General features: G+C 48.1%; 23 protein-coding genes. 11 read left to right on the top strand and 12 right to left on the bottom strand.

What is annotated here, in order from left to right:
- Positions 1-191: 191 nt before the first annotated feature.
- Positions 192-3,050, bottom strand: coding sequence for a TonB-dependent receptor plug domain-containing protein (locus Q3O60_RS14395; protein WP_305894641.1), 2,859 nt, complete (start codon positions 3,048-3,050; stop codon positions 192-194).
- A 282-nt stretch (positions 3,051-3,332) separates the two neighbouring features.
- On the opposite strand from Q3O60_RS14395, the gene Q3O60_RS14400 reads away from it, so the two are divergent.
- The 6 genes from Q3O60_RS14400 (at position 3,333) to Q3O60_RS14425 (ending at position 8,531) form a co-directional block, all read left to right on the top strand.
- Positions 3,333-3,731 (top strand): hypothetical protein, encoded by a 399-nt coding sequence (locus Q3O60_RS14400; protein ID WP_305894642.1) that lies wholly within the window; start codon positions 3,333-3,335, stop codon positions 3,729-3,731.
- 113 nt (positions 3,732-3,844) lie between these two features.
- Positions 3,845-4,642, top strand: a complete 798-nt coding sequence (locus tag Q3O60_RS14405; RefSeq protein ID WP_305894643.1) for an ABC transporter ATP-binding protein — start codon at positions 3,845-3,847, stop codon at positions 4,640-4,642.
- The gene (locus Q3O60_RS14410) at positions 4,632-5,618 is read left to right on the top strand and encodes a FecCD family ABC transporter permease (protein ID WP_305894644.1); all 987 of its coding nucleotides are present in this window, start codon (positions 4,632-4,634) and stop codon (positions 5,616-5,618) included. The genes Q3O60_RS14405 and Q3O60_RS14410 overlap by 11 nt, the downstream gene beginning before the upstream one ends.
- Positions 5,619-5,624: 6 nt before the next feature.
- Positions 5,625-6,227, top strand: coding sequence for a cob(I)yrinic acid a,c-diamide adenosyltransferase (gene cobO / locus Q3O60_RS14415; protein ID WP_305894645.1), 603 nt, complete (start codon positions 5,625-5,627; stop codon positions 6,225-6,227).
- Positions 6,224-7,108 (top strand): cobalamin-binding protein, encoded by an 885-nt coding sequence (locus Q3O60_RS14420; RefSeq protein WP_305894646.1) that lies wholly within the window; start codon positions 6,224-6,226, stop codon positions 7,106-7,108. Before cobO ends, Q3O60_RS14420 begins: the two co-directional genes overlap by 4 nt.
- A gap of 130 nt (positions 7,109-7,238) precedes the next feature.
- Positions 7,239-8,531, top strand: coding sequence for a cyanophycinase (locus Q3O60_RS14425; protein WP_305894647.1), 1,293 nt, complete (start codon positions 7,239-7,241; stop codon positions 8,529-8,531).
- A gap of 80 nt (positions 8,532-8,611) precedes the next feature.
- On the opposite strand, the gene Q3O60_RS14430 is transcribed toward Q3O60_RS14425, so the two are convergent.
- The gene (locus Q3O60_RS14430) at positions 8,612-9,649 is read right to left on the bottom strand and encodes a patatin-like phospholipase family protein (RefSeq protein ID WP_305894648.1); all 1,038 of its coding nucleotides are present in this window, start codon (positions 9,647-9,649) and stop codon (positions 8,612-8,614) included.
- The gene (locus Q3O60_RS14435; RefSeq protein WP_305894649.1) at positions 9,646-10,935 is read right to left on the bottom strand and encodes an anti-phage deoxyguanosine triphosphatase; all 1,290 of its coding nucleotides are present in this window, start codon (positions 10,933-10,935) and stop codon (positions 9,646-9,648) included. Before Q3O60_RS14435 ends, Q3O60_RS14430 begins: the two co-directional genes overlap by 4 nt.
- Positions 10,936-11,112: 177 nt before the next feature.
- On the opposite strand from Q3O60_RS14435, the gene Q3O60_RS14440 reads away from it, so the two are divergent.
- The 3 genes from Q3O60_RS14440 to phnE are packed head-to-tail and all read left to right on the top strand — an operon-like array spanning position 11,113 to position 13,891.
- Entirely contained in the window at positions 11,113-12,048 is a 936-nt protein-coding gene (locus Q3O60_RS14440; protein ID WP_305894650.1) for a phosphate/phosphite/phosphonate ABC transporter substrate-binding protein, read from the top strand.
- A gap of 8 nt (positions 12,049-12,056) precedes the next feature.
- Positions 12,057-12,821 carry a phosphonate ABC transporter ATP-binding protein gene (phnC, locus tag Q3O60_RS14445; protein ID WP_305894651.1) on the top strand — a complete coding sequence of 255 codons (765 nt, stop codon included), beginning with the start codon at positions 12,057-12,059 and terminating at the stop codon, positions 12,819-12,821.
- Positions 12,822-12,832: 11 nt separating this feature from the next.
- Positions 12,833-13,891 (top strand): phosphonate ABC transporter, permease protein PhnE, encoded by a 1,059-nt coding sequence (gene phnE / locus Q3O60_RS14450; RefSeq protein WP_305894652.1) that lies wholly within the window; start codon positions 12,833-12,835, stop codon positions 13,889-13,891.
- 56 nt (positions 13,892-13,947) lie between these two features.
- Here phnE and Q3O60_RS14455 read toward each other — a convergent pair whose 3' ends face one another.
- Entirely contained in the window at positions 13,948-15,348 is a 1,401-nt protein-coding gene (locus tag Q3O60_RS14455; RefSeq protein ID WP_305894653.1) for an alanine/glycine:cation symporter family protein, read from the bottom strand.
- 118 nt (positions 15,349-15,466) lie between these two features.
- Here Q3O60_RS14455 and Q3O60_RS14460 point away from each other — a divergent pair, with 118 nt between their 5' ends.
- Positions 15,467-16,030, top strand: coding sequence for a lipid-binding SYLF domain-containing protein (locus Q3O60_RS14460; RefSeq protein ID WP_305894654.1), 564 nt, complete (start codon positions 15,467-15,469; stop codon positions 16,028-16,030).
- 70 nt (positions 16,031-16,100) lie between these two features.
- Here Q3O60_RS14460 and Q3O60_RS14465 read toward each other — a convergent pair whose 3' ends face one another.
- Positions 16,101-17,315, bottom strand: coding sequence for a pyridoxal phosphate-dependent aminotransferase (locus Q3O60_RS14465; RefSeq protein ID WP_305894655.1), 1,215 nt, complete (start codon positions 17,313-17,315; stop codon positions 16,101-16,103).
- 113 nt (positions 17,316-17,428) lie between these two features.
- On the bottom strand, positions 17,429-18,046 hold the full coding sequence (locus tag Q3O60_RS14470; RefSeq protein WP_305894656.1) for a toast rack family protein: 618 nt from the start codon (positions 18,044-18,046) through the stop codon (positions 17,429-17,431).
- A gap of 275 nt (positions 18,047-18,321) precedes the next feature.
- Here Q3O60_RS14470 and Q3O60_RS14475 point away from each other — a divergent pair, with 275 nt between their 5' ends.
- The gene (locus tag Q3O60_RS14475) at positions 18,322-19,218 is read left to right on the top strand and encodes a glucosaminidase domain-containing protein (RefSeq protein WP_305894657.1); all 897 of its coding nucleotides are present in this window, start codon (positions 18,322-18,324) and stop codon (positions 19,216-19,218) included.
- A gap of 28 nt (positions 19,219-19,246) precedes the next feature.
- On the opposite strand, the gene ttcA is transcribed toward Q3O60_RS14475, so the two are convergent.
- The 6 genes from ttcA to Q3O60_RS14505 form a co-directional block, all read right to left on the bottom strand.
- On the bottom strand, positions 19,247-20,173 hold the full coding sequence (gene ttcA / locus Q3O60_RS14480) for a tRNA 2-thiocytidine(32) synthetase TtcA (RefSeq protein ID WP_305894658.1): 927 nt from the start codon (positions 20,171-20,173) through the stop codon (positions 19,247-19,249).
- Between the two features lie 163 nt (positions 20,174-20,336).
- Entirely contained in the window at positions 20,337-21,245 is a 909-nt protein-coding gene (uspE, locus tag Q3O60_RS14485) for a universal stress protein UspE (RefSeq protein WP_369812675.1), read from the bottom strand.
- A gap of 132 nt (positions 21,246-21,377) precedes the next feature.
- Entirely contained in the window at positions 21,378-22,094 is a 717-nt protein-coding gene (gene fnr, locus Q3O60_RS14490; RefSeq protein ID WP_305894660.1) for a fumarate/nitrate reduction transcriptional regulator Fnr, read from the bottom strand.
- A 34-nt stretch (positions 22,095-22,128) separates the two neighbouring features.
- Positions 22,129-22,803, bottom strand: a complete 675-nt coding sequence (locus tag Q3O60_RS14495) for a sulfite exporter TauE/SafE family protein (RefSeq protein WP_305894661.1) — start codon at positions 22,801-22,803, stop codon at positions 22,129-22,131.
- Entirely contained in the window at positions 22,793-23,011 is a 219-nt protein-coding gene (gene ccoS / locus Q3O60_RS14500) for a cbb3-type cytochrome oxidase assembly protein CcoS (protein WP_305894662.1), read from the bottom strand. The genes Q3O60_RS14495 and ccoS overlap by 11 nt, the downstream gene beginning before the upstream one ends.
- Positions 23,008-25,395: a heavy metal translocating P-type ATPase gene (locus Q3O60_RS14505; RefSeq protein ID WP_305894663.1), complete on the bottom strand. Its 2,388-nt coding sequence runs from the start codon at positions 25,393-25,395 to the stop codon at positions 23,008-23,010. Before Q3O60_RS14505 ends, ccoS begins: the two co-directional genes overlap by 4 nt.
- Between the last annotated feature and the right edge of the window lie 4 nt (positions 25,396-25,399).

Raw genomic sequence — 25,399 nt, forward strand, 5'->3', positions numbered from 1 at the left:
TGATTAACAATACTGTCTATTTATACAGTTTGTTGTGGCGAATGTCCAGTGTCGTATGCAGCTGTAGCGACCATCGTTAAAAAATGCTGGCATGATGCTACATCAGGGTGGTGGCATGAGCCGAAATGAAGGGCAGAAAATTATAGGAAGAAGCCACCTAAGTTAGGTGGCTTGCATATGTAGTTGATGGATCAGAATTGTACTCTGGTCTGTAAGTACCAAAAACGACTGCCGGGCATCTCGTAGTTGGATGGATCATAACCATTGAGGGTACAAGAAAGGCAAATAGGCGGCTCCTTACCAAATAAATTGTTCAGGCCAACCACAATTTGTACGCCATTCAGCAGCATATCAGTTTGCCAACTAAACTGAACATCATGGTATACCACAGAGCCTAACCGGTTCTGGCCAGTCTCAGGGGTGTTTTGACAGATAGCAAAGCTGGCTGCACTGCCACAGCTTTCAGTCAGCTCACTGAGGTAGCGCATGGTCCAGCTGGCTTGAATGCTATCGTTGCCATAAGCCAGATTTAGATTGCTACTAAAGCGAGGAATGCCACTGTTGTTTACTTCGACCCCGACGGTTCTTGGCTGGCGTTCATTGTTGGCATCAAACACGCGATGATAATTCATCATGGTGGTGCGCCAATTCACGCTCAGTTGCCCCATATCGGTTGCTGGTTGTAACCAGCTAACATCAAAATCAACACCAGAAGTATCGATTTTACCAATATTGGTTAGGGAGTTGCTGAAATTATCGATGGCACCGAGCGCATTACGCTGAATACCACCGCAAAAATCATCGCTTAAGGTTTGCACACAAAGGTTGAGCTGTGTTTGAGCATCCAATGCCTGAATAGCCCCTTTGAGCTTGTGTTGATACCAGCTAACACTGAAGTCCATTCGTTCAGACCAGCTGGTTTGGCTGGCGAATTCCGGGCTATACACGAAGCCAAGGTTATAGCTAGTGGATGTTTCTGGCTGCAGCTCTAGGTTACCGCCGGTAATGACACCAATTTGAGGGTTTGGCTGGACATAGTTGGCTGGTACTCCGAGGCTGGAACAGTTTGCTTGAGTGGTGGCATCGCTGGGATCAGAACAAGGATCGTTGAGCACGGCATCAAAGCCACTGGCTGAGCCAAACAGTTCGCCAATATTTGGTGCGCGGAACCCTTCGGCCCAGCTACCCCGTAGTAAAAACTCACTGGAAACTTGCCAGCGAAGGCCTGCTTTGCTGGTTAGCTCGCTGCCAAAGGTGGAATAATCAGAAAATCGACTAGCTATACTTAAATCCATTTGTTCGGCTAACAGCTGATCGCGCAGCAGTGGAATACTCAGCTCGGCATAGACTTCATTCACATCGTAGCTGCCGGACGTTGGCGAAGAAACCACACCGTTGTATTCACCCGCAACCGTTAGGCCATCAGGCCGGTAGCTGCCGCGGTACTTGCGGTATTCCCAGCCAGTGGCAAATGCTAGCTCCCCAGCAGGTAAAGCCATTAAGTCACCGGTTAAGTTGGCTGAAAATAGGTTGAGTGTATTTTCGCTGTTATCCCGAACTACTGGCTGAATGTAGGCAAGCATTTCAGGTGTAAGCGCATTGGCTCCAAACAGGTTGAGTGGGACACACCCAGCTTCAGCCTGACACGTTGCTAAAGGGCCTAAGCCAGTTGCCAATCGTCTCGCGTTATAACTACCAAAGTTAAGTTGTTCTGCACGGTTGGTGCTAAAGGCGGCGTTGATATCCCAGTTAAACCAGCGATCACCTGCAGCAAAATCACCGCTAAGCCCCGTAGCGACATAAAAGGTATCGACGGTTTGCTCAAAGCGACGAGCGCCTCCTTCGAGCGGTCGGTAAGCCAGCATCAGCAAGTTAGGATTATCACCACCAGCAACCAGGTCAAAGCCAAAGGGGTTGTAGGGATTATCGGCAGCAATGGTTACATTATCGGCCCAGAAATTGGTTGGTACTGCGGTACCCAGAAAGAAAGGTTCAGCCGCAGCTTGGTTGGTGCTTTTGCGCTGATTGTACAAACCACGAAGATACCACTGAGTGTTATCGGTTAAACGATATTGTTGCTGAGCAAATAAAGATCCCCGTTTGTTCGGGGTTTGTAGCAAGTTATAGTTGGCATAATTAAAGCGGTTGTCATCGCTAAAACAACGAAAGTCGTCACTACGATCACAGCCACTAAGCGCTGGGTTGTATGTGGGGTTGGCGTTATTAGGAAACAGATTTTGTTGCTGGCCGGTATTGGGATCAATAAAGTGAATCAAACCGGCCGGGATAGCAGCACTACCCAAAGCACTGCCGGTACCAGGTACAGGCAGACTGGATTGTTCCCGGGTATTTGAGGCGACGGTTTTTTGATCGTAATAACTAGCAGCTATAAAAAAGCTGTGCCGGTCAGACTCACCGCCAAAGCTCAGCTCAAGCTGGCTCTGCTCTCCATCGCCTTTCGTGAAGGAGCCATAGCGCGCATTTAAAGTGGCGCCAGTCTGCGCTTGTTTTGTGATGATATTCACCACACCAGCAATGGCATCTGAGCCATAAATAGAAGAGGCTCCATCCTCCAGCACTTCGATGCGATCCACTATCGCCATGGGGATGGTATTTAAATCAACCACGCCTCCGACACCAGAAGCCGAGCTTTCATTCACCCAGCGTAAGCCATCTACTAACACCAGAACCCGTTGGGTACCAAGGTGTCGCAAATCGACAGTAGTTGCTCCAGCTCCGACGCCACCGCCATCTGGTGGGAAGCCAAAGTTACCGCTAGAGTTAAACCGTGTATTCAGAGCTGAGCCTGACGCGGTGATGGATTGCAGTAAATCACCAATAGAACTCATTCCTGATCGATCAATGTAATCACGATCCAGTACCTGTACAGGGTTCTGCCCTTCGAGTTCAGATTGACGAATACGACTCCCCGTTACTTGAATGCGTTCTACTTCTTCTACTGCTTGCTGTGACGATTCCGCATGTGCAGAAAAAGGAGAAACAATGATTGCACCAAGTGCTAAACAGACCCCACTGAGTGGATAACGCATGAAACCTCCGGGTTAACTTGTTGTGTTTATTATTTGTTATTAGTGAGCTAACTGGTTTAGCCCAGAGCAATACTAGTTAATAGCATAATAAATGCAAAATTAATGGTGCTAAAAAGTTGAAGTTTCTGTACCAATATCTTTACATCCTGCCTGTAGCTGGGTTCATTACTGCTTTCATGATTGCTTTTGCAAAATAAAGTTGCTTATTCGTTCGTCAACATTGAAAAATGGCGGATTTCTGTTTAGATTGAAGCAACAGCAATAAGAAAGGGATGAAGAAGAATGAAAAAGTGGCTTTTAGCACTTGCGGTGGTTGTGTTTTCTGTTGGCTCATTGCAAGCAAATGCATCAACGAAAGATTATCGGTTGGTCACGGTTGCCGGTTATCTGAACTTTTACTTATTAAACCTGAATGCCTGTCAGGATTTTCATCCAGCTGTGCGTCAGTCTGCTTATCAGGTTGAAAGTCAGTTGTATCCATGGTTAGAAAAGTTGCAAGCTAAACTGGATGCTTCCAATGACTTTGATAGCAAGATGATGTCTGACATCGTGTTGCGCCGACGTGCGTTATTGAATGAGCAGATTGCGGAAGACGATTTCACACTGGATCATTGCAAGGCCATTGTACAGATCCTTGGTAATGAAGGTTTGGATGAGACATTACTTGCTGTGCTGAATTAATGATTACTCGTAGATTCTAACAAAACCAGCTTCGGCTGGTTTTTGTGCTTTTTACGCCTTCTCGATTTTTTTCTGTTACAATTCGTCTACTTGTCGTTGGTTGGGAGCCTGAGGTGCCATCACCGGTCTTGCAGGTCAAAGATCTAAATTTGCAGTTGGCTCAACGCCAGATCCTGCGTCATATCAATTTTTCACTGTCTAAAGGCAGAATGCTCGGTGTTGTCGGGCCCAATGGGGCAGGGAAAAGCTCATTACTGAAATTATTGCATGGCGAACTGCTGCCTACCTCTGGACAGATTTGGTTGAAGAACCGGCCTTTACAAGCTCATACCCGACGTGAATTAGCGCAACAAGTTGCAGTGGTTGTGCAAAGCCCGGTACCGGTATTTAGCCTAACCACAGAGCAGCTATTAATGATGGGGCTGGTGCCGCACAAACGCTGGCTTGACCCGACCACCAGTGAAGATCGTCAGCACATTGAGCAGGCGTTGCTCAAAACCGGCCTGATATCACTTCGTGCTAAAACTTTGGATTCATTATCTGGCGGCGAACTGCAGCGTGCCTTTATTGCCCGGGCTTTGGTGCAAAATGCGCGAGTTTTATTGTTGGATGAACCAACCAATCACCTCGATGTGCATTATCAGCATCAAATTTTAAATTTAATCAAACAATTGGGTTTGACTATTGTGTGCTGTTTGCATGACTTAAACCTGGCTGCCAGTTATTGTGATGATATTCTGTTGCTAAATGAAGGCCAGGTGTGCGGCTTAGGCCCTGCCGATCAGGTGCTGCAGCCTGACTTGTTAAGTGCCGTGTTTCGCCAGCCATGCCGGCTTATTCAGCAGCCAGGTTTAACGCGACCCATCATTCACTTTTATCCAGCAGAGCACGGGGCCATGCATGCCGATTAAACGAAGCTATGTTTGGTGGTTAGCTGGGGGAGCCTTGCTGCTGACGTTGATGATGAGTATCCGCTTAGGCAGTGCTGAAATCCGCTATATACAACTGTGGCATAGCATCTGGCAGCAACAGCTGGATCCATTGATTGATGCCATTGTTTGGCAAATCCGCCTGCCTCGAATTGCCATGGCTTTTTTTGCCGGCGCCGGTTTGGCGGTTTGTGGGGCTTTGCTGCAGAACATGAGCCGCAATCCCTTGGCTGATCCCTATTTATTTGGTTTGATTGCCGGGGCGGGCTTAGGTGCGACCATCTCGACCATTTTGTTTCCCGATCAACAATTACCGCTGGCGATCGCCGCCTTTGCTGGCGCAGCTCTTGCGGTCATGCTGGTGATTTTGGTCTGCATAAGTCATGGCTGGCAGCAAGTTCAAGTCATGTTGCTGGCCGGGGTAGCGGTTTCTTTTATGCTGAGCGCTATCAGTAGCTTTATTCTCTATTTTGCCGACCCTTTTGCCGCCAATCGGGTGATATTCTGGCTGATGGGCAGTTTAAGTCGCAGCGATTGGCAGGGGGTAGCTATTGTTGCACCGGCGGTGTTGGTACTGATGGTGCTCGCTCTTGCTTTTAGGCGACAATTGGATGCCATGCTGTTGCATGACGAGAGTGCCCGCACCTTAGGCGTGCCTGTAGAGCGAATTCGGTTGCTGTTCTTACTGGCGACTTCCGCCGTGACGGCCTTTATCGTGGCCCAGTGTGGCGGCATTGCCTTTGTCGGTTTAATGATCCCGCATTTGGTTCGGCAATGGTTTGGAGTCACCTTGTTGCCTTTGTTGCTTGGCTCTGCGCTAGTCGGCGGCATTTTCCTGATCTGGGTGGATAATCTGGCGCGTAGTTTGCTGCAGCAGCAAGAAATTCCATTGGGGGTGATTACCTCCGTCATTGGCAGTGTATTCTTTCTTATTCTTTTACGACGACAGCAGGGTTAATTTTTCATGAGCGATGACTACAAAACCAGCAGGCATCAACAGCGACAGCAACAGTTAAAAGAGCAGGTTGATGCTGCAGTTGCCAAAGCAGATCAAGACAAAGGGTTGCTACTGGTTCTCACTGGCAATGGTAAAGGCAAGTCAACCGCCGGGTTTGGTACCGTGACAAGAGCGGTAGGGCATGGTTATACCGCTGCAGTTGCTCAGTTTATTAAAGGGGAATGGGCATGCGGCGAGCGCAATTTGTTGCAACAACATGGCGTGCCCTTTGCCGTGATGGCGACAGGGTTTACCTGGGATACGCAGGATAAATCGGCCGATATTGCAGCAGCAACGGCTGTCTGGCAGCAAGCGAAAGCCTTTTTAGCCGATGAAAAGATCAATCTGGTATTGCTTGATGAGCTGACCTACATGCTCAGTTATCATTATCTGGATACCGATGAAGTACTGGCTGCTATTGCAGGACGTCCAGCGCATCAGCATGTGGTGGTTACGGGTCGAAACTGTCATCGGCGCTTGATCGAATTGGCCGATACTGTCAGTGATGTGCAGGTCGTAAAACATGCATTCGATGCAGGGATTCGCGCACAGCAAGGAGTCGATTGGTGAGGCGTATTCACTTACCAAAGTTTGGTTATGTGCTGGCTCTGCTCAGTACCCTGATGTTGTTACCCTTACACGCCGCATCGAGCGAGCCAGCACCGCAACGGATCATTGCATTAGCCCCTCACATTGTAGAGCTACTATTTGATATTGGTGCAGGCGATCAGCTGGTGGCCGTTAGCGATCACAGCGATTACCCGGCGATTGCCAGAGAATTGCCTCGGGTAGCCAATTATGCCGCCATTCAGTTAGAAGCCGTGTTATCGCTGCAACCAGATCTGGTGATTGCCTGGCGCAGCGGTAATCCTGCTGCCGATTTACAACGCCTGGCTGCCTTGGGTGTGCGCATTGAGTACTCAGACCCAAAGCAGTTGGCAGATGTCGCGACTGAATTGCGTTATTTAGGTGAGCTGACCGGACATGTACAGCAAGCTGAGCAACAAGCGCAGCGTTATGAACAAGAGCTCGCCAGATTAGAGCAACAATATCAGCAGCACCAACCTGTCCGAGTGTTCTTTGCCAGTTCTACCCAGCCATTATCTACAGTGGCGAATCAGGCGTGGCCGCAACAGATGTTAGAGCTGTGCGGTGCAGAAAACCCGTTTGCTGACGTGAAAGGCGATTATCCTACCATTGGGCCTGAACAATTACTGTTGGCACAACCGGAACTCATCATTGTTCCATCTGGTTCGATGCAGGCTATTAACCCAGCAGACTGGACGCAGTTTGCCCGAATTCCTGCTGTGCAGAATCAACAGTTTTTGCAGGCAAACGCTGATTATTTGTATCGTTTTACCCGCCGTAGCCTGTTGGGTATAAAACAGCTTTGTCAAGGCATCGATGACTTCCGGCAAACAACTGCTCTTACAACAAAAGCTGACCGTTGATTTTGCTCCACCCAAGATGTTTTTTTTGCTAAGCTAAAACCGCCGTATAAAACCAACAACATGGCAGTAAGGTATCGACACACCTTAATAAAGCAAAAAGACAATACTGACATAGAAATGGAGCATCCTTGTGAAATATCAAATTCTCATCCTTTCCGCCTGTCTGGCGATCACGGCTTGTTCAAAAAAAGAGCCGGAGCCGCGCGCTGTTGAAAAAGGAGCGCTGGTGATGGTTGGCGGTTCGCTAAGCACCAGCAATGCTGAAGTATACCAACGGTTTATTGAGCTGGCGGGCGGCCCTATTCAGGCACGAATTGCAGTGATCCCGGCAGCCAGCGGCCAGCCCGTTCGCTACTATAAGCAGTTTAAACAAGACATGGTGCATTATGGCCTGAATGAAGATCAGGTGACCTTATTTCCGATTGCCGTCAAAGACGACCGCAGTACGCCAGATGTCGATGAAAGCACCTGGGCGCAGGGTGGCTTTAATGAGGAGCTTGCCGCCTCGTTGGATCACTACACGGCCGTTTGGTTCCTCGGTGGTGATCAGTTGAATATTACTAAAACATTGGCGCCAGAGCATCAGGCAACTCCGGTGTTGCAGGCAATTCAGGCGTTGTACAAGCGCGGTGGCGTGGTCGCTGGCACCAGTGCCGGGGCAGCTATGATGAGTGATATTATGGTAGCCGCAGGTGATTCGTGGAATGCCTTGACGGTAGGGACTACCGATAGCTATGCCGGCATGCAAGATCAGGAGAATGGCCCTTTATTGCTTCGCTCCGGGCTTGGCTTTTTTCGTGATGGCATCATCGACCAGCACTTTGATCGCAAAGCGCGTTTTGGCCGTTTGGTGGTCGCGACTCAATTGCATCGGGAGTTTTATCCGGTCGGTTACGGTATCGATGAAGATGCCGCTTTGGTGTATTACCCGGAAAGTCAGGAGATAGAAGCGCTTGGTTATGGTGGAGTCACCATTATTGATGTGCGCGATGCCAACAAAATTAGCAACCCACACGGCTACCATATCGAAGGGGTGCGTATTAGCTTTATACAGGGGGCTGATCGCTATCATGTCAAAGAGCATCGTTTTATCCCCAACCCGCTGAAGTCTGCTACGGTAGGGGCTGAATACCTTGATATTGCCGGGCCAGTAGTGGCCTCAGGTGTGTTTAGCCGTAATAGCCGGTTAAAAGATCTGATTGGTTTTGATCTGGTCGATAACAAAGGCACCGACGAAGTTGTGAGCTACTTGCATCAGGGTGAAGGACTTGGCTTTACGCTACGGTTCCGTCAGGATGAACGTACCCAAGGCTATTGGGAGTACCTGGATGGCATGAAAGACAATAGCAGTGCCGCCTTTGTTCGGTTGGATATTATTCCAAGTCGTTTTAGCATCACTGAACTGCAACCAGACAACCGGTAAGTCTCTCTTTCTATACACGTCATCTGATCGCATAACCAAACGCTTATCACAAACTTAGGTTATGCGGTCATCAAGACCCGCTAGTACAAGCGCTCCAGCTGATAATCGCCTTGCTTAAAAGCCTCAGCTAACTCGTGGGAGCGTTCAATCACAATGGCCCAATCTTTTAAACGCTGTTGATCAGGGCGCTTAAAGTCGTTGCGATCGGGGATTTTTCCGCCGGGTAACGATTCTATCCACTGTGCTGAAGGACATAGCATCACGACATGATCATAGTGCGATGAGAAACGTCTGCGCCAAGGCAGGCTTTTATCGAACCAACCGGGGCTGATTTGCGGGTAAAAGTGCGGGTACAAGACTAAGCCTTGTTGCGAGAACGGCATATCAAAATGATAATCGGTAATGCCGCCATCGTAAAACACACCGGGGCCAGCGCCGGGAATATCGAGAACGGGATCCAGCACCAGTGGAATGGAACCACTGGCTTGCAATGCTTGCTTCAGATTGTGTTGATCCAAGGGCACCCAGCGAGTGGGTAAATCGTTTAAATCAGCAACAACCTGAGCCTGATTGGGGGTGTGAAACAAGACTCGCTCAAAAAAATGCCCTAACCAACGGCGCTGCGCTAAATTTGCTGCTGCAGTCATGGTTAAGCCAACCAGTTGCGTAGCTTTGCTGCGCCCGCGGGTTAATGCCCGCGCTCGTGCCACGATGAAATTTAGCTTGATAGCCGGGTTCTCGATCACTTGCTGGATATGCTGCTGGCTTGGAAACACCGCATCAATCACAGTCATAGAAATACGGGTGATGTCGGCGGTGGATGCTTTTTTTGGGTAGCAAAGAGTCGAGTAGGCCTGACAGAATCGCTGCGAGGCCGCAACAGGGGCATCTTGGGCAAAGCAAGCAAAGCGCCAGGCGCCGGCTGAGCTGCCAAGTAACTGCAATGGCTGTGTACGCTGAGCAAAGAAATCGCCAAACAGATACTGATCAAGACCAAATAAACTAAACCACTTTGGGCCACCACTGGCGCCGACCATGGTGCTGAAATCGTCGGCGTGCATACCTCGCTGTTGGATCTGTTGAAAGGCTTTAGGTCCTGCTAAAACACGTAACGTCATAATGCTCCAAAGAGTTTTTTATACATGGTCTCCGCGTACTCATCGGTCATGCCAGAAAGGTAATCGCAAATCACCCGTAAGCCCTGGCCATGACGCTCTGCATCATGCCAGCGCTGTTGGGTGTTTAATGGTAGTAATCGCTTTGGATCCGAGGCAAAGGCATCAAACATGCGCAGCAGCATATTCTGGCAGCGAAAACGAGTTTGTTGAATATCTGGTTGGCTGATGACATTGGTAAACACAAAGCGCTTTAACACATCAAGCAATTGTTTTTGTGGTTCGGGTAAGCAGGCATTTAAGCGGATCAATGGCTCCTCGCAATCTGGCAGTACTTCATGCAATTCAGCCGAGGTAATAAATAAATTGACCAGGGCACCGATGGCATCTTTACGCAGGTGATGCTCAGAGCAAAATAAGCTGGTACCGACATGTTGCATCAGTTGTTGCAGCGCTTCAGGCAGGGAGCTCAGGCTGGTTTGCATCTGTAGCTGCCATTGCCCGGCAGTGGCATGTCCGGTCACAATAGCATCTTCTAAATCATGCACGCCATAGGCAATATCATCGGCCAGTTCCATAATGGAAGCATCCAGAGACTTGTATCTGGATTTTAACCATGGGCTGTGCGGCAGGGTGTCAATCTGTTGGAACTGCTGGCGATCGGAATCGCTTAACGGTGCTAATACCCAATCCAACACATCGGCATCTTCGTGAAAAACCGCTTTAACGGCTTTCCATGGTGTTAAGCACAATGGTGCCGCTTCACGGTTGTCGCCAAGTTCTGTAGGCGGGAGTACCGGATATTTTAGCAGGCCCAATAAAGTGCGGCGGGTTAAATCCATGCCGTGATGTTCGGTGTACGGTTCTAACCGGGCGACAATGCGAAAAGTCTGTCCATTGCCTTCAAAGCCACCAGCATGCAACATTTTGTAATTGAGCGCAGTTTCGCCACCATGACCAAAAGGAGGATGACCAATATCATGGGCGAGACATAAGGCATCAATTAAGCTGTCATCGGGTAAATGGATGGCTCTGTCAGCTACATCAACATAGCGGCGGCGGAGCTGAGTCACCAAACCGGTACCAATTTGCGCTGCTTCCAATGAGTGTGTCAGACGAGTGCGGTAAAAATCATTCTGGCCGACGCCCATAATCTGCGTTTTAGCTTGCAGGCGGCGAAAAGCGGCTGAATGAAGAATACGCGCCCGATCCCGTTGCCAGGGGGTCCGTTGGTCATCTTGTCGAAGCGTAGATCGTTCTGAACGTCGTGCCAGCCATGGAGTTGTCATAAGGTAATCCGCTTAATACAGGCACAGTTATCTTACGCCAAAGGTTATGATGGATCGAGTCAAATAGCCGCATTTTTAACTATTTTTACCACAAAATTATCTTTCTGCTGTCATATTAGTGTCACTTTGTATTGATATAACGGACCCCACTATTTATCACCAATTTAGGGATAATTTATGACGGCTACTCGCAGTTTTTTGCGCTATAGAAACAGCTTGCTCAGCGTTGTTTTACTCCTGCTGATTGTGATGCTGACGGCCTGTCAACCTGCCGGGGATCTGGGAAGTCGCAACAACCCGGTTCGTTTGTATTTTACGCCTTCTGTTGATGCCGATACCATCGCCAGTAACTCACGTGAGTTTATTCGCTTTTTAGAGCAAGAAACAGGGCACTACTACACAACAGGGATCCCTACCAGCTACATCGCTGTCGTTGAAGCTTTTGGCTCAGGTCGGGCAGATATTGGCGCCATGAACTCATTTGGCTACTTGATGGCGCATGAGCGTTATGGTGCAGAAGCGCATTTAAAAATGATCCGCCATGGCGTGGATTATTATCAGGGGCAAATTGTGGTGCGGGCGGATAGCGGTATTGAAACCATAGCGGATCTTGCCGGCAAGCGCTTTGCTTTTACCGATCCCGCCTCGACTTCAGGTTACTTGTTCCCACTTAAAATGCTGCTTGACGAGAATGTGACGCTAGGGCATGAAACCTTTGCCATGAAGCACGACAGCGTCATCACTATGGTGTATCAGGGACAAGTAGATGCTGGCTCCGCCTATTATTCGGCTCCGGCTGCTGATGGCAGCATTCGTGATGCCCGCCAACGTGTGTTAACTCAATTTCCTGATGTTACGGAACGGGTTCGTATTCTGGCGGTGACCGAGAAAATTCCAAACGATCCCTTTGTTTTTCGTAAAGATTTACCAGCAGATATCCGGGATAGCTTTATCACCGCCATCAAAAAATTTCTATCGACGGAACAGGGGCGCGATATTTTTCGTAATATCTACAGCGTGGAAGGGTTGATTGACGCAACCGATGAAGATTATCAGCCATTACGAGAGATGATCCGAACCATCGAAATTGATACGGAATCATTGGTGCTTTAGGGGAACCCATGCCACTTTTACATGCAGAACACATCAGTAAAACCTATCCAAACGGCACTCAGGCTCTAAAAGGGATTGATATCGAAGTAGAGCAGGGAGAGTTTTTGGTCGTCATTGGTTTGTCAGGTTCAGGCAAGTCAACTTTATTGCGTTGCATCAATCAATTACACACCGTCAGCAGTGGTCGAATTGTGTTTGATGATGCAGAAATAACCGCGTTGAAAGGTCGCAGATTACGTCAGGCGAGAAGCCGCATTGGCATGATTTTTCAACAGTTTAATCTTATTCCACGTAAAACGGTATTAACGAACGTGTTGTCAGGCGCTCTGGCCCGTACCCCGGTAATAAAGTCACTGTTAGGCATGTATTCTGCTGAGGATAAGCAAAAAGCGTTGGCGTATTTAGATATCGTTGGTCTGGCTCAGAAAGCTTATGTGCGGGCGGATAATTTATCCGGTGGTCAGCAGCAACGTGTCGCCATTGCCAGAGCCCTGATGCAGGACCCTAAAATACTCTTGGCTGATGAGCCGGTGGCCAGTCTGGATCCTTCAACTTCTCATTCTGTGATGAAATATCTGCAAAAAATCAATCAAGAGCTCGGTGTGACCGTGATTTGCAACTTGCATTTTTTGTCGCTGGTACGTACTTATGCAACGCGAGTTATTGCATTAAAAGAAGGGCAGTTGGTGTATCAAGGCGCTCCCAGTGATATTGACGAACAATGGTTTAAAACCATCTATGGCGAAGACGCGGTAGAAGTCAGTATAAATTAACGGAAAAAATGATGACCGAACATATTATTGCGCAACCCATGTCCATTCAGCGCTACAAAGCGACCATCAAAGCCTGGTGTACAGATGTACTCATTTGGAGTTACAGCTGTATTGTCTTGTTTAAAATAGCCTATCAACAATGGTGGTTAGATCTGCGATATGTTGATTTTTCATGGCATGAGCCACTGTACTGTTTTGTAGTTGCTATGGTATTGGCTAGTGTGCTTATCTACACTCGATGCTCAATTGGTAAAGCTTTATTTGGCTTGATCACCTTTAAAGAAGGTCAATCTATATTCCGTGCGTCGTCTGTACGTTTGGCGCTCGTCAAGCTGCTACTGACTTTTGCTGCTGGATTGCATGTGTCGCAGGTGTCGATGCATGAATTTTTATCGCCAAGCGGTCTTGCTGGCGCCCAACGCATTTTTAGCGCTTTACTAAGCCCAAACTTTGCTATTTTTGAAGATGCGCTTTTTGCTGCCATTGAAACTGTTTATATGGCATTTGTTGCTACGGCGCTGGCGATACCGGTTGCTTTTGTGCTGGCCTTTTTTGCCGCCCGAAACCTGATGAAACACTCTGCCGCTAGTTTTGCACTCTATGCGGTGATCCGATTCTTTATGAATTTAACACGTTCGATTGAGCCGCTGGTGTGGGCCATTATATTTTCGGTGTGGGTCGGTATAGGCCCGTTTTCAGGCATGCTGGCTTTATTTCTGCATTCTGTGGCGTCATTGACGAAATTGTACTCGGAGCAAATAGAAGCAATCCATGATGGCCCCGTGGAGGCAATGACGGCAACAGGCGCTCATCCCGTTCAAGTGATTTGGTACGGTGTGGTCCCACAAATTATTTTACCTTATTTGTCCTATACCATCTATCGTTGGGATATTAACGTGCGGATGGCGACGGTCATTGGTCTGGTCGGCGGTGGTGGCATTGGTACCATGCTGATGCAATACCAGGGCTTAGCTCGCTGGAATGAAGTAGGTATGCTGGTGATTGTGATTGCCACCATCGTTTGGTTGATGGATTATGCCTCGGCACGTATTCGGGCTCATTTAAAGTAATGATGTCGATGTAAGTACCGTTTGTGGCAACGGTACTCACTCATGAATAGCACCTATTATTTTTCAGTTTGGATCTTGTGCCAATACGCTTTAAGATCTTGTTTCACTTCAGGCATTAATAAATAAATCGCCAGGATATTGGGCAGCGCCATCAAGAAAATCATCGAATCAATTAAGTCGAATACCGCCAGAATATTCGGTACAGCGCCAATGGACACGACCAAACAAAACAAAACCTTAAATAGATTTTGGTTGAAGGTGGTTTCGCCAAATAGATAGCTCCATGACTTCAAACCATAATATGACCAGCTGATCACGGTAGAAAAACCAAACAGCAGCAATGCCACCATCAATACGCCAGGGAACCATTCGAATACACTAGCAAAAGCACTTGAGGTCAGACGAACGCCATCCAGATCCGCACCCAGGTAAGCACCGGTTAGAATAATCACCAAAGCAGTGATGGTGCATATCACCACGGTATCGATAAAAGGCTCAAGCAAAGCAACAAAACCTTGTGACACTGGTTGGCGAGTTTGGGCGGCGGCATGGGCAATTGGAGATGAGCCGATCCCTGCTTCGTTGGAGTAGGCAGCTCGGCGAAAGCCTTGAATCAACACACCAATAAAGCCACCATAAGCCGCTTCGGGGGCAAAGGCGCCGTGAATGATGGTCATAAAGGCGGCAGGAACCGCGCTGGCGTGACCACCAATGATGATCAGGGCTGCTGTCAGATAAATTGCACACATGATCGGGACCAGTTTACTGGTCACGTTGGCAATACTTTTAATACCACCAATGATAACTACCGCCACCAAAAGCGCGTAAAGGGCACCAAACAGCCAGGCATTATCAAAACCAGTCACGCCCTTCACCTGAGCAAACCCCTGGTTGACGTGAACAAAAGCAGTGGAGCCAAAGACACAGGCAACGGCAAAGAAAATTGCCAGGGCTTTGCCAAGGCGGGGCAGATTAAACTTGGCGAGCGCAACAGGGATGTAATACATCGGGCCACCAGAAAAAGTGCCATCCGGGGCTTGGTGGCGGTATTTAACCGCCAAAGTACATTCAACAAATTTCAGCGACATACCAAGGATGCCAGCGACAATCATCCAGAAGGTAGCACCTGGGCCACCTAAGGTAATGGCGACAGCGACTCCGGCAATATTGCCGGTACCCACTGTGCCAGATAAAGCCGTTGTCAGTGCTTGAAAGGGGGTAATATCACCTTGTTGTTTGGGATCTTTATAGCGGCCACCAACGACCTTTAAGGCATGGACAAAACCACGCACATTAATAAAACCCAGGTAAAAAGTGCTGATGATGGCGCCAGAAACCAGCCAGAGCACCACCATGGGAATTTCAACACCTGCGACAGGAAATGCATAAAAAACGACACTGGAAAGGTGGTTGGTAAACCACTCAAAACCTTGTCGAAAACTAAATTCAGTAACCATTCATGACCTGTCATCTACAGTAGAAAGTGGCTTTTATACTGCGCAAAATAACCAGTTAGATCAAGTATTTTGATGAAATGATAGCGCACTCTAACAATAGACAAATGATGAGGTGTTTATGAAAGCAAATTACATAGGGTTGTTGATTGTATTGTTATTCACTCTGCAAGGCTGTGCTGGCGGTTATCGCGCTACACCTGATGAGCAGCGGTTAGCCATTCAGGATATGCGACAGCAAAGCTTAGCTCGCTTGTATCAGGAAAAATCAAGTGCTCGTGCTGAGGTTCAGGCTGCTCCGGGTTATGCGGTGTTCAGTAATGCCAATATAAATGTGATTCTGGCTAGTTTTGGCGGTGGTTATGGCGTGGTACGAAATAATAGTACCGGGCAGGATACCTATATGCGGGTCGGTGAGCTCGGTTTGGGGCTGGGCGCCGGGGTGAAAGATTATCGTTTGGTGATGGTGTTTCATACCGATGAAAGTATGGAGCGTTTTATCGAACAGGGCTGGACCTTTGGCGGCCAAGCAGACGCAGCCGCAAAAGCTGGAGACAAAGGTGGTGCTGTTGGGGCTGAGGCCAGTGTCAATGATGTCACAGTGTATCAGATGACAGAATCTGGCCTTGCACTGCAAGCGACATTGAAAGGCTCACGCTTCTGGGTTGATGAATCGCTTAATTAAATGCTGCGATTGATAGCAAGTGGTTTCATATTATCACCAAAGGCAGGCCAACCCAACTCAGTTGCGACAGCTATTGCTGATACCCAGCCAGAAACTGTTGCAACTGGCCAATGGCTTGTTCTAGCTGTTCCTTATGTGGCAAAAAAACAATTCGAAAATGGTCTGGCTCTGGCCAGTTAAATGCCCGGCCATGCACCAATAACACTTTGTGTTGACGAAGAAAGTCCAGCACCATCAATTCATCGTCTTTGACTTTAATGACACTGCGATCAATTTTGGGGAATAAATACATAGCACCTTTGGGCCGCATGCAGCTTAATCCCGGAATGGCATTCACCATTTTCCAGGCGGCATCCATCTGTTCAAACAAACGTCCACCGGGCCTGGTCAGCTCAAAAATACTCTGATAGCCACCCAGCGCGGTTTGCACAGCATGCTGGCAAGGCACATTGGCACAGAGTCGCATCGATGCCAGGATCCCAAGGCCATCAATGTAATGTTGAGCATGCCGTTTAGCACCAGAGATAAACAACCAGCCGACCCGAAAGCCGGCAATGCGATAGTTTTTCGATAAGCCACCAAAGGTCAGCATCAACAAATCATCACACAACGATGCCGTACTGATGTGACTGTGGCCATCGTATAAAATCTTATCGTAGATTTCATCGCTAAGAACCACCAGCTTGTGTTGGCGAGCCAATTCAAGCAGCGCAAGTAATACGTCTTCTGGATAGACGGCCCCGGTTGGGTTGTTTGGATTAATTAGTACCAGTGCCTTGGTTCTTTTGCTGATTTTACTCGCTATATCCGCTAGATCGGGAGCCCAGTCTTGTTGCTCATCACAGCGATAGTGTACCGCTTTACCACCAGCTAAGTTTACCGCTGCAGTCCATAATGGGTAATCAGGGGAGGGGATAAGCACTTCATCATCGTTATTTAGCAGCGCTTGCAACGACATTAATATCAACTCAGAGACACCATTGCCAATAAAGACATCATCGGCGTCTGCACCGCGGATACCACGTTGTTGATAGTATTGAGCCACAGCGACCCGGGCGGGATAAATACCTTGAGAATCGGAATACCCCTGCGCGGTCGGCAGGTTATGGATGACGTGTTTCAATATTTCATCGGGTGCTTCAAAACCAAAAGGTGCCGGGTTACCAATGTTGAGCTTTAGAATGCGGTGACCTTCATCTTCCATACGGCGCGCTTCTTGCGCCACAGGACCACGGATATCGTAACAGACTCCCTCAAGCTTTGAGGAGCGTAACACAGGCTTCATAAGATCACTTTTAGGTTGATATACGTCTGGATAGCCAAATACTACCTGAATTGTGCTGAGAAATAAAAGAAGAAATATCCATTTTCTTCTTTATTTTGTGGGCTGGGCCATACTTATTGATGGGCTATGCTGATATCACCTACACCGACGCTGGCTTCAAAGGATGCTTGACCTGAACCTTCCAACTCAAGGGTGCCACCAACCAGATGGCGCTCTGATTTTGTTTCTTTTGGTGCGTTTTTTAATTGCACATTACCAACCCCGGCAGTCAGCAGTATCTTTTGATAATGTGTGGTATCGAGATTAGCGGATACCTGGCCAACGCTAACATCAACGAAGGCATCAGCGATAAATTGCTCAGCAAAAAATTGACCAACCCCTAAATCGATACGAACCGCCAGCGATTCAGGGATAGTCAGTTGCCAGTCTTGTTTGGTGTTGTCTTTATCAATACTGAGTGACAGCTTGCTACCATCGCGCTGCTTTGTCAGTTCGATATCGCCCACCTTATGACTGAAAAACCACCATCGCTTTTCGCCAGTGACATCAACACGAAGTTGAATTTTGTCGGTGTTTGCCGTGCTTAATTTTATTTGCCCAACGCCGACTTGAAGATGCAGTTGCTGCAATTGCGCAGCATCCAGTTCCATGGTGATGTTTTTGGTATCGGCATGAACAGACCAGCTCAACAGCACACCGAACAATGCAGCCAGGTTAAGTTGCACTTTCATAAATTTATCCTTTAATAGATTCTGATTCCTTCAAAAGGAAGCAGGTAGTATGCCAAAATTATTTTTTATATGTAAATAAGTAACTTAACTGATTTTCATGGCAATGTCGCTGTGTTGGAAAGCATGAAAAATTCGTACATTTCACTATTTAAGTTTAAAATGACAAATAATGAAACAACTACAAAGTTAAAAACTAAACCAATACCCGCTGCGGTACAAGACTTTAGTCTACCAAGTAGTTGAAGATAAAGTGCAATGAAGATAAAAGGTGGTTCATGCGAAATTTGACATACTTGATGTTTGTATGTGTTTGGTTGATGGTGGCATATGCTTTGGTATATCCCTTTATCCAGCAACCGGATGTTGAAGAGGTGTGGCTTGAGCCGTTGCAACACCCATCCCGAGCAGAAGTGCAGCCCTATCTGACAAAGCCATCTGTCAAGGAGCGAATCGCCTATCCCGTGCCGGCACCAGAATTTAGCCCGTTGCCTGATTTTAATGAAATCTCAGATATTCATGAAAAGAAACAAGCTTTTTTTAATTACCTCGGCCCTTATGTCTACCGGGAAAATGCACGGTTGCGTGCGCTCCGTGCCGATTTAACGGTATTACAGCAACGAATCCAGGACCATGACGCACTGAGCATGAACGATTATGCTTTTATCTATCGACTGTATGATGAATTTCGTATGAGCGATGATGATGTGAGTGAGCAGGGCATCACTGAGTTACTGAAGCGGGTCGATGTATTGCCATCATCTTTGGTATTAATGCAAGCGGCCAATGAGTCAGCTTGGGGAACCAGCCGCTTTGCGGTGGAGGGGCTAAACTTTTTTGGTCAGTGGTGCTTTCGTGAAGGCTGCGGTTTAATTCCTTTATCGCGCGGCGATGAGCAATTTCATGAAGTGGCCCGATTTGACAGTGCCGAAGCCAGTATCCGCAGTTATTTTTACAACTTAAATACTTTTCACACCTATGAAGAACTGCGTGATATACGAGCTGATTTGCGCAGTCGAAATCGGCCGGTGCGTGGCGTTAATTTAGCTCCGGGGTTAAGCCGTTATTCTGAGCGTGGTGAAGATTACATTGCTGAAATTAAAGGCATGATCCGCTTTAACTGCCCAATATTGGAAGAAGTCCGTCAACAGGTAGCTATCTCTCCCTCCTGTTAATCGACAGGAGGAAGGACCAACAAACTATTTAATGCAACTCAACAATCTGCACCTTCGCTTCTGGCGCATCAGGCGCTTGTTCATCACTTTCATCAGTACTCTGCGGTAGTGCGATAGTCACAGAGTCAAAAGCGGTATCCGCGGCGAAATGCTTATCTGCATGGGTTAAACCAGCAAAGTTGAATAAACTGGTGTCAGCAAGGTGGGAAGGCACGACATTTTGCAGTGCCTGAAACATGGTTTCAATGCGGCCAGGAAAACGCTTGTCCCAGTCTTGCATCATTTCTTTGATCACCTGGCGCTGCAAGCCATCTTGTGAGCCGCACAGGTTGCATGGAATGATAGGAAAGGCTTTCTGTTCTGCATAGCGGGCAATGTCTTTTTCCCGGCAGTAAGCCAACGGTCGGATCACCATATGCTCGCCATTGTCACTCAGTAGCTTTGGCGGCATTGACTTCATTTTGCCGCCATAAAACATATTTAAAAACAGCGTTTCCAGCATGTCATCACGATGGTGACCCAGCGCTATTTTAGTTGCACCTAACTCTTTTGCAGTACGGTACAAAATGCCACGGCGTAAACGCGAACACAACGAGCAGGTGGTTTTTCCTTCAGGAATTTTGTCTTTGACGATGGAATAGGTATCTTCGGTGACAATGTTAAAATCGACCCCTAAAGCACTGAGGTAATTTGGCAATACCTCGGCAGGGAAGCCCGGTTGCTTCTGATCGAGATTGACCGCGATAATCGAGAAGTCGATGGGGGCTGATATTTGCAAGTTGAGTAAGATATCAAGCAGCGTATAGCTGTCTTTACCACCTGACAAACACACCATGACTTTATCGCCTGCTTCAATCATATTGAAATCGGCAATGGCCTGACCAACACCACGACGTAATTTTTTGTGCAGCTTATTCAGACTGTATTGTGCTTTTGCTTGCGCAGAATGAGACATAATCGAACCCCGGAAAAAAACGGAGCTTAGTATAGCGGATCTGATGGCATTTCCATAGAGCCAGCCAACCTCAAAATGCACGGGGGAGTGCTTGCTCCTTCGTGCATTTTGACATCCATAGCGGATAGTGGTGGTCGGGCTGTTACTTGTCTACTGAGTTGACTTATTTTTCTAATGGGCTGACAAAGTTATCTGGTTTTAGGGCAATCACATCGCAATCTAATCGATCAATGACGTGCTCTGCGGTATTGCCAATTATGGCAGCTGAGAACCCGGTGCGGCCAATAGTACCAATCAATACCATCTCGGCATCCAACTCTTTCGCCACCTTAGGGATCACATCCTCTGGCATGCCTTCAAGCACATGAGTGCGATCATCGCTGATACCATGTGCTGCAGCAAGGTCCCGCACGGCATCAACATGATGTCGTCGCATGGTGCTGTTGTATTCATCAGGGTTAAACTCTGGGATTTCAATGGCAATATTCACCGGCGTACCAGGATAGGCATTGACTAAATGCACCTTAGCAGACAGCATACTGGCAACATGTTCTGCTTTGTTGATGAGCCGTTTATTTAATGAACGGTGGTAATCTTGCTCACTGCCGGCGTTGACTGCAACCAGAACATTGCCGCCCTCAGGCCAATCATGGTCTTTGACCAGTAGTACAGGGCAGGGGCATTTGCGCAATATATGCCAGTCGGTCGGGGTGAAAATCATCGATTTCAACACATCGTGATCATGGGTGCCTTTGACTACCATATCATAGCCTTCTTCCAGAACCGCCTGTACGATGGCTTCAAAGGGGCGATTATGCCATTCGACATGAATATCAATGACCAGGCCTTTCTCACGGTAGGGAGCAACCAGTTCACTGATCCATAATTCCCGATCTTTAATCACCGCCTGACGCATGGATTCGCGTTCGTCACCTGATAACATGGTGGTCATTTCATAAGAGAAATCATAAATAGACAAGAAGGCGGTCAGGCTGCAATCCTGATAGCGTGCATATTCAACGGCACGGTTCAGTGCTTTTTGCTGTTCAGTGGTGGGATCAATGACCACCATGATATGTTCGGGCTTGGTCACGGGCTGTCTCCATTTGCTTGTCTGTAGCTATAGTGTAGACAAAATAAAGCAGCCTGCCGAATTTAAAGCTTGTTCTATATCAAAAGATTGATGTTAATTTTACCTTATACATCAAGTTGCTATACCAGCCATGCCGCCAAGCCGTGCTAATGACTGAGCATCGACAAGACGGATTAATTTTCCATCGACATGGATCAGTTGCTCTTTATGAAAACGGCCGAGCAAACGGCTGATGGTCTCGACGGTCAGCCCAAGGTAATTGCCTATTTCGCCACGAGTCATAGTGAGACGAAACTCTTTGCCAGAAAAACCACGGCTTTGAAAGCGTTGCGCCAGATTGGTTAAAAATGCCGCCAGCTTTTCTTCGGCATTCTTGCGATTCAACAACAGCATCAACTGTTGATCGGCTGAAATATCCTGACTCATTAAGCGCATTAACTGTTGACGCAACTTCGGCAACTCGCCCAGTAATTGCTCCAGGTTGTGATAAGGGATCTCACACACCATGGCCGTTTCGAGCGCCTGAGCAAAACTGACATGCTGCTCGGTATTGATGGCTTCAAAGCCAAGCACATCACCCGGCAGGTGAAAGCCGGTGATCTGTTCTTCACCTTGCTCGGTGAGCGTAAAGGTTTTAAAAGAACCGGTACGAATGGCATACAAAGCCTGGAAGGAATCACCTGCTTCATACAGGTAATCGCCTTTATGCGACGGCTTTTTACGCTGGATAATGTCATCCAGTGTATCCATTTCACGGTCGTTTAAGGTGAAGGGTAAACAGAGCTGGCTGAAACCACAGTCCTGGCAATTAATTGATGAGTTGGCCATGTCACATCCATTATGGAGCTAATTGAGGGATAGCTTAAAAAACTAGTCGCTGTATAGCAAGCCAAACCGTATAAAGGCCATAAATACCTAATAAGGCGGCTGTCCCGTAGCGAAACCAAAGCTGTTGTTTTAGTTGATTAAGCTTTGCTGCAATGCCTGCAGTCAGTAAAATAGCGGGTAAGGTACCCAGACCAAAGGCGAACATAATAGCGGCACCAGATAAGGCGCTGCCACTGGCAAGGCTCCAGCTTAAGGTACTATAGACCAAACCACAGGGCAACCAGCCCCAACAAACGCCATAGCCAAATGCTTTTAAGGGGCTATCCAATGGCATCAATCGATTGCTCAGCGGCTGGATCAGGCGCCACAGGTGCTGGCCACCACGCTCAAGGTACTGTAATAGGTTCCATAGCCGGGAGATATACAACGCCATGGCAATCAGCAACAAACCGGCCAGCAATCGCAGCCAGAGCATGGAGGCGCCACTCACTTGCATAGCAACCACGCCAAAATACCCCACCAATGCACCGAAAAATGCATAACTGCACAAGCGCCCGGCACTAAGCAATAATTGCAAAGCCAACCGTGTAGACCAGCGAGTGGTGGGCATGGATAGTTGTAAGGCGGCAACAATGCCACCGCACATCACCAGGCAATGGCTACTGCCAATAAAACCTATCAGAAAAGCAGCTGCAATATCAGCGTTCATCGGGCTCCTGATGTGGCTTCTGCTGCGAAGAGGATTGATCGTCGCTGGCATCTTGCTTGTACTGATGGGGCTCATCATCAAACAAAATACTAAAGCCTTGTTTGTCCAGATCTTCAAATTGCTTGCTTCGCACGGCCCAGAAAAAAATAGCCAGCCCAATCATGACAAAAAGCACAGCAATTGGGATCAGCACATAAATAACACTCATGATTTTAAAAGCCTTAGCGAGTTCGATACCACCAATAATGAGCTAAATGACATACCAAGTACAGCGACATAGGGTGAAACCAGGCCAACGACCGCCAGTGGTATGATGATGCCATTGTAGCCCACAGCCCAGGCAAGGTTTTGTTTAATGGTTCGTGCAGCTTGCTCGCCGCCGGCTAACAGGGTGGTCAGCAGGCTTAAATCATTACGAAGGATCAGCACATCTGCCTGATTTTTTGCCAGATCAGTACTGCCTTGCATGGTTACCGAAACATCGGCAGCATGAAAACAGGCACTGTCATTGATGCCATCGCCAACCATCATAATTTTTTGTTGTTGCTTTGCCGCGAGTTGTTGCAGCACGGTCACTTTTTGCTCTGGGCTACAGCCTTTTTCCAGCCAATCAAAGCCCAGCTGACTTGCAAGTCGCTCCGCCTGACTGGAACTGTCACCCGTCAGAAGACCCAGTTGGTAGCCTTTTGCTTTCAGTGCGTTGAGCAGAGCTGGAACTTCTGGCCGAACTTCATCCTGCAATTCAATCGCTGCCAATACGGTCTGATTAATGGCCAGGTAGACCATGGCGCCATCCACCGGCTCTGCCTGACAAAAATCAGCATGTCCGACCCGTATCTGTTGTCCTTGATGCATGGCAGATATACCTGCACCGATGTGAATTTGCACATCACTCAGCGCTAACGTATCGCGGAGATAAGGCAGAAACGCTTTGCCAATCGGGTGTTCGGAATGACGCTCAACATGGGCGATCAGGTTTAATAACTGGTTTTGGTCCAGCCCGGCTTGCAGCAGATGAACCTTATGCACACTAAACCGACCCTGTGTCAGGGTGCCGGTTTTATCGAATACGATCTGCTGTAGCTCTGGCAGGCGATCCAATACTTTATTGTTTTTAATCAGAATATGTTTGCGATTAAGCCGGGCCAACGAACAGGTAATAGCCGTGGGAGTTGCCAGTGCGAGCGCGCAGGGGCAGGTGGCAACCAGCACCGATAACGTGACCCAAAATGCACGGCTGGCATCAATCCAGAAAAACCATACCAAAAAAGTGGCCAGTGCGATCAGCAGCAATCGCTCAACAAAGTACTGCGCCAGCTGATCGGTTTTTTCAGCCAGCTCTGGTTTTTGGTTCAGGGTATCTTGTTGCAGTGCAATGATTTGACCAAGCCGCGAAAGCGCCAGTGGTTGTGTTACCTGCACTTGCAAAACACCATCATGATTGATGCTGCCGGCCAGCACGGTTGCACCGACGCTTTTGCTAATCGGCAGGTACTCCCCGGTCAGCATCGACTCATCGACACTACTGCTGCCGCTGACGACTTCGCCATCGGCTGGCAAGGTTTCACCGGCTTTCACCAAGATTAAATCACCAACTTGTAATCGTTTGGCCGAGGTGTTTTGTGGTTGACCGTCGATCAGCTGTGTTGCTGTCACGGGCATAATTTTCAGCAAGTTACTGGTGGCATCACGAGCTTTTGAGCGGGCGCGGTACTCAAAAAACTTGCCCAGCTGTAAAAAGAATACGAACATGCAGACCGACTCGAAATAGACTTCACCGCTTTCTGTCAGGGTGGCGTAGGCAGAAGCAAAATAAGTGTAATAAATGGCCAGACTTACTGGCACATCCATGTTCATTTTTCGGTTGTGAATACTGCGCCAGGCACTGGTGACAAAGGGGAGGGCGGCATAAAAAGCCACTGGCGTCGTTAGTAACATGCTGATCCAGCGCAGGTAATCCTGGTGTTCAGGATCGATACCGGTCCACTCGCCAAAGTACAGTGCAATCGCCAGCATCATCACTTGCATCGAGAGCACACCGGAAACGGCGAGTCGTTTCAGGTAACGTTTTAGTTCTTCTTTGTAGGTTTGCTCTTCTTGATCAGCGGCGAAAGGGCTGGCTTGATAGCCCAGGCTGGCTATCTGCTGCAGGATCTGACTTAGCTTGAGTTGCCCGGGATACCATTCAATCATGGCGCGTTGAGTGCTGGAGTTGACGCTGATGCTATACAAGCCAGTCAACTGCTTTAAGCGACGCTCTATGAGCCAGGCACAGGCAGCGCAGCTGATGCCGCTGATAGATAACTCGATTTTACTGATTTCTCCCTGGCTGATAGACAGATCAGCCAGTACATCCGGGCTATCAAAGCTAGCAAGCTCTGCAGCCAAGTCTGCAGGCATCGCATCCGCTTTTGTGGCCGGTTCCGTGCGAAAGCGATAATAGTCGGCCAGCCCTTGTTGAATAATCGTATCGGCGACCGCATGGCAACCGGCGCAACAAAAGACGCGATTTTGCTGTTCAAAATCCAGCGTAAACTGCTGACCAGTGAGCACGGGCTCATGACAATGAAAGCAGTTTTGCTGAGCAGACATGAGC

The sequence above is a fragment of the Alkalimonas collagenimarina genome (genome assembly GCF_030717845.1).
Lineage (GTDB): Bacteria > Pseudomonadota > Gammaproteobacteria > Enterobacterales > Alteromonadaceae > Alkalimonas > Alkalimonas collagenimarina.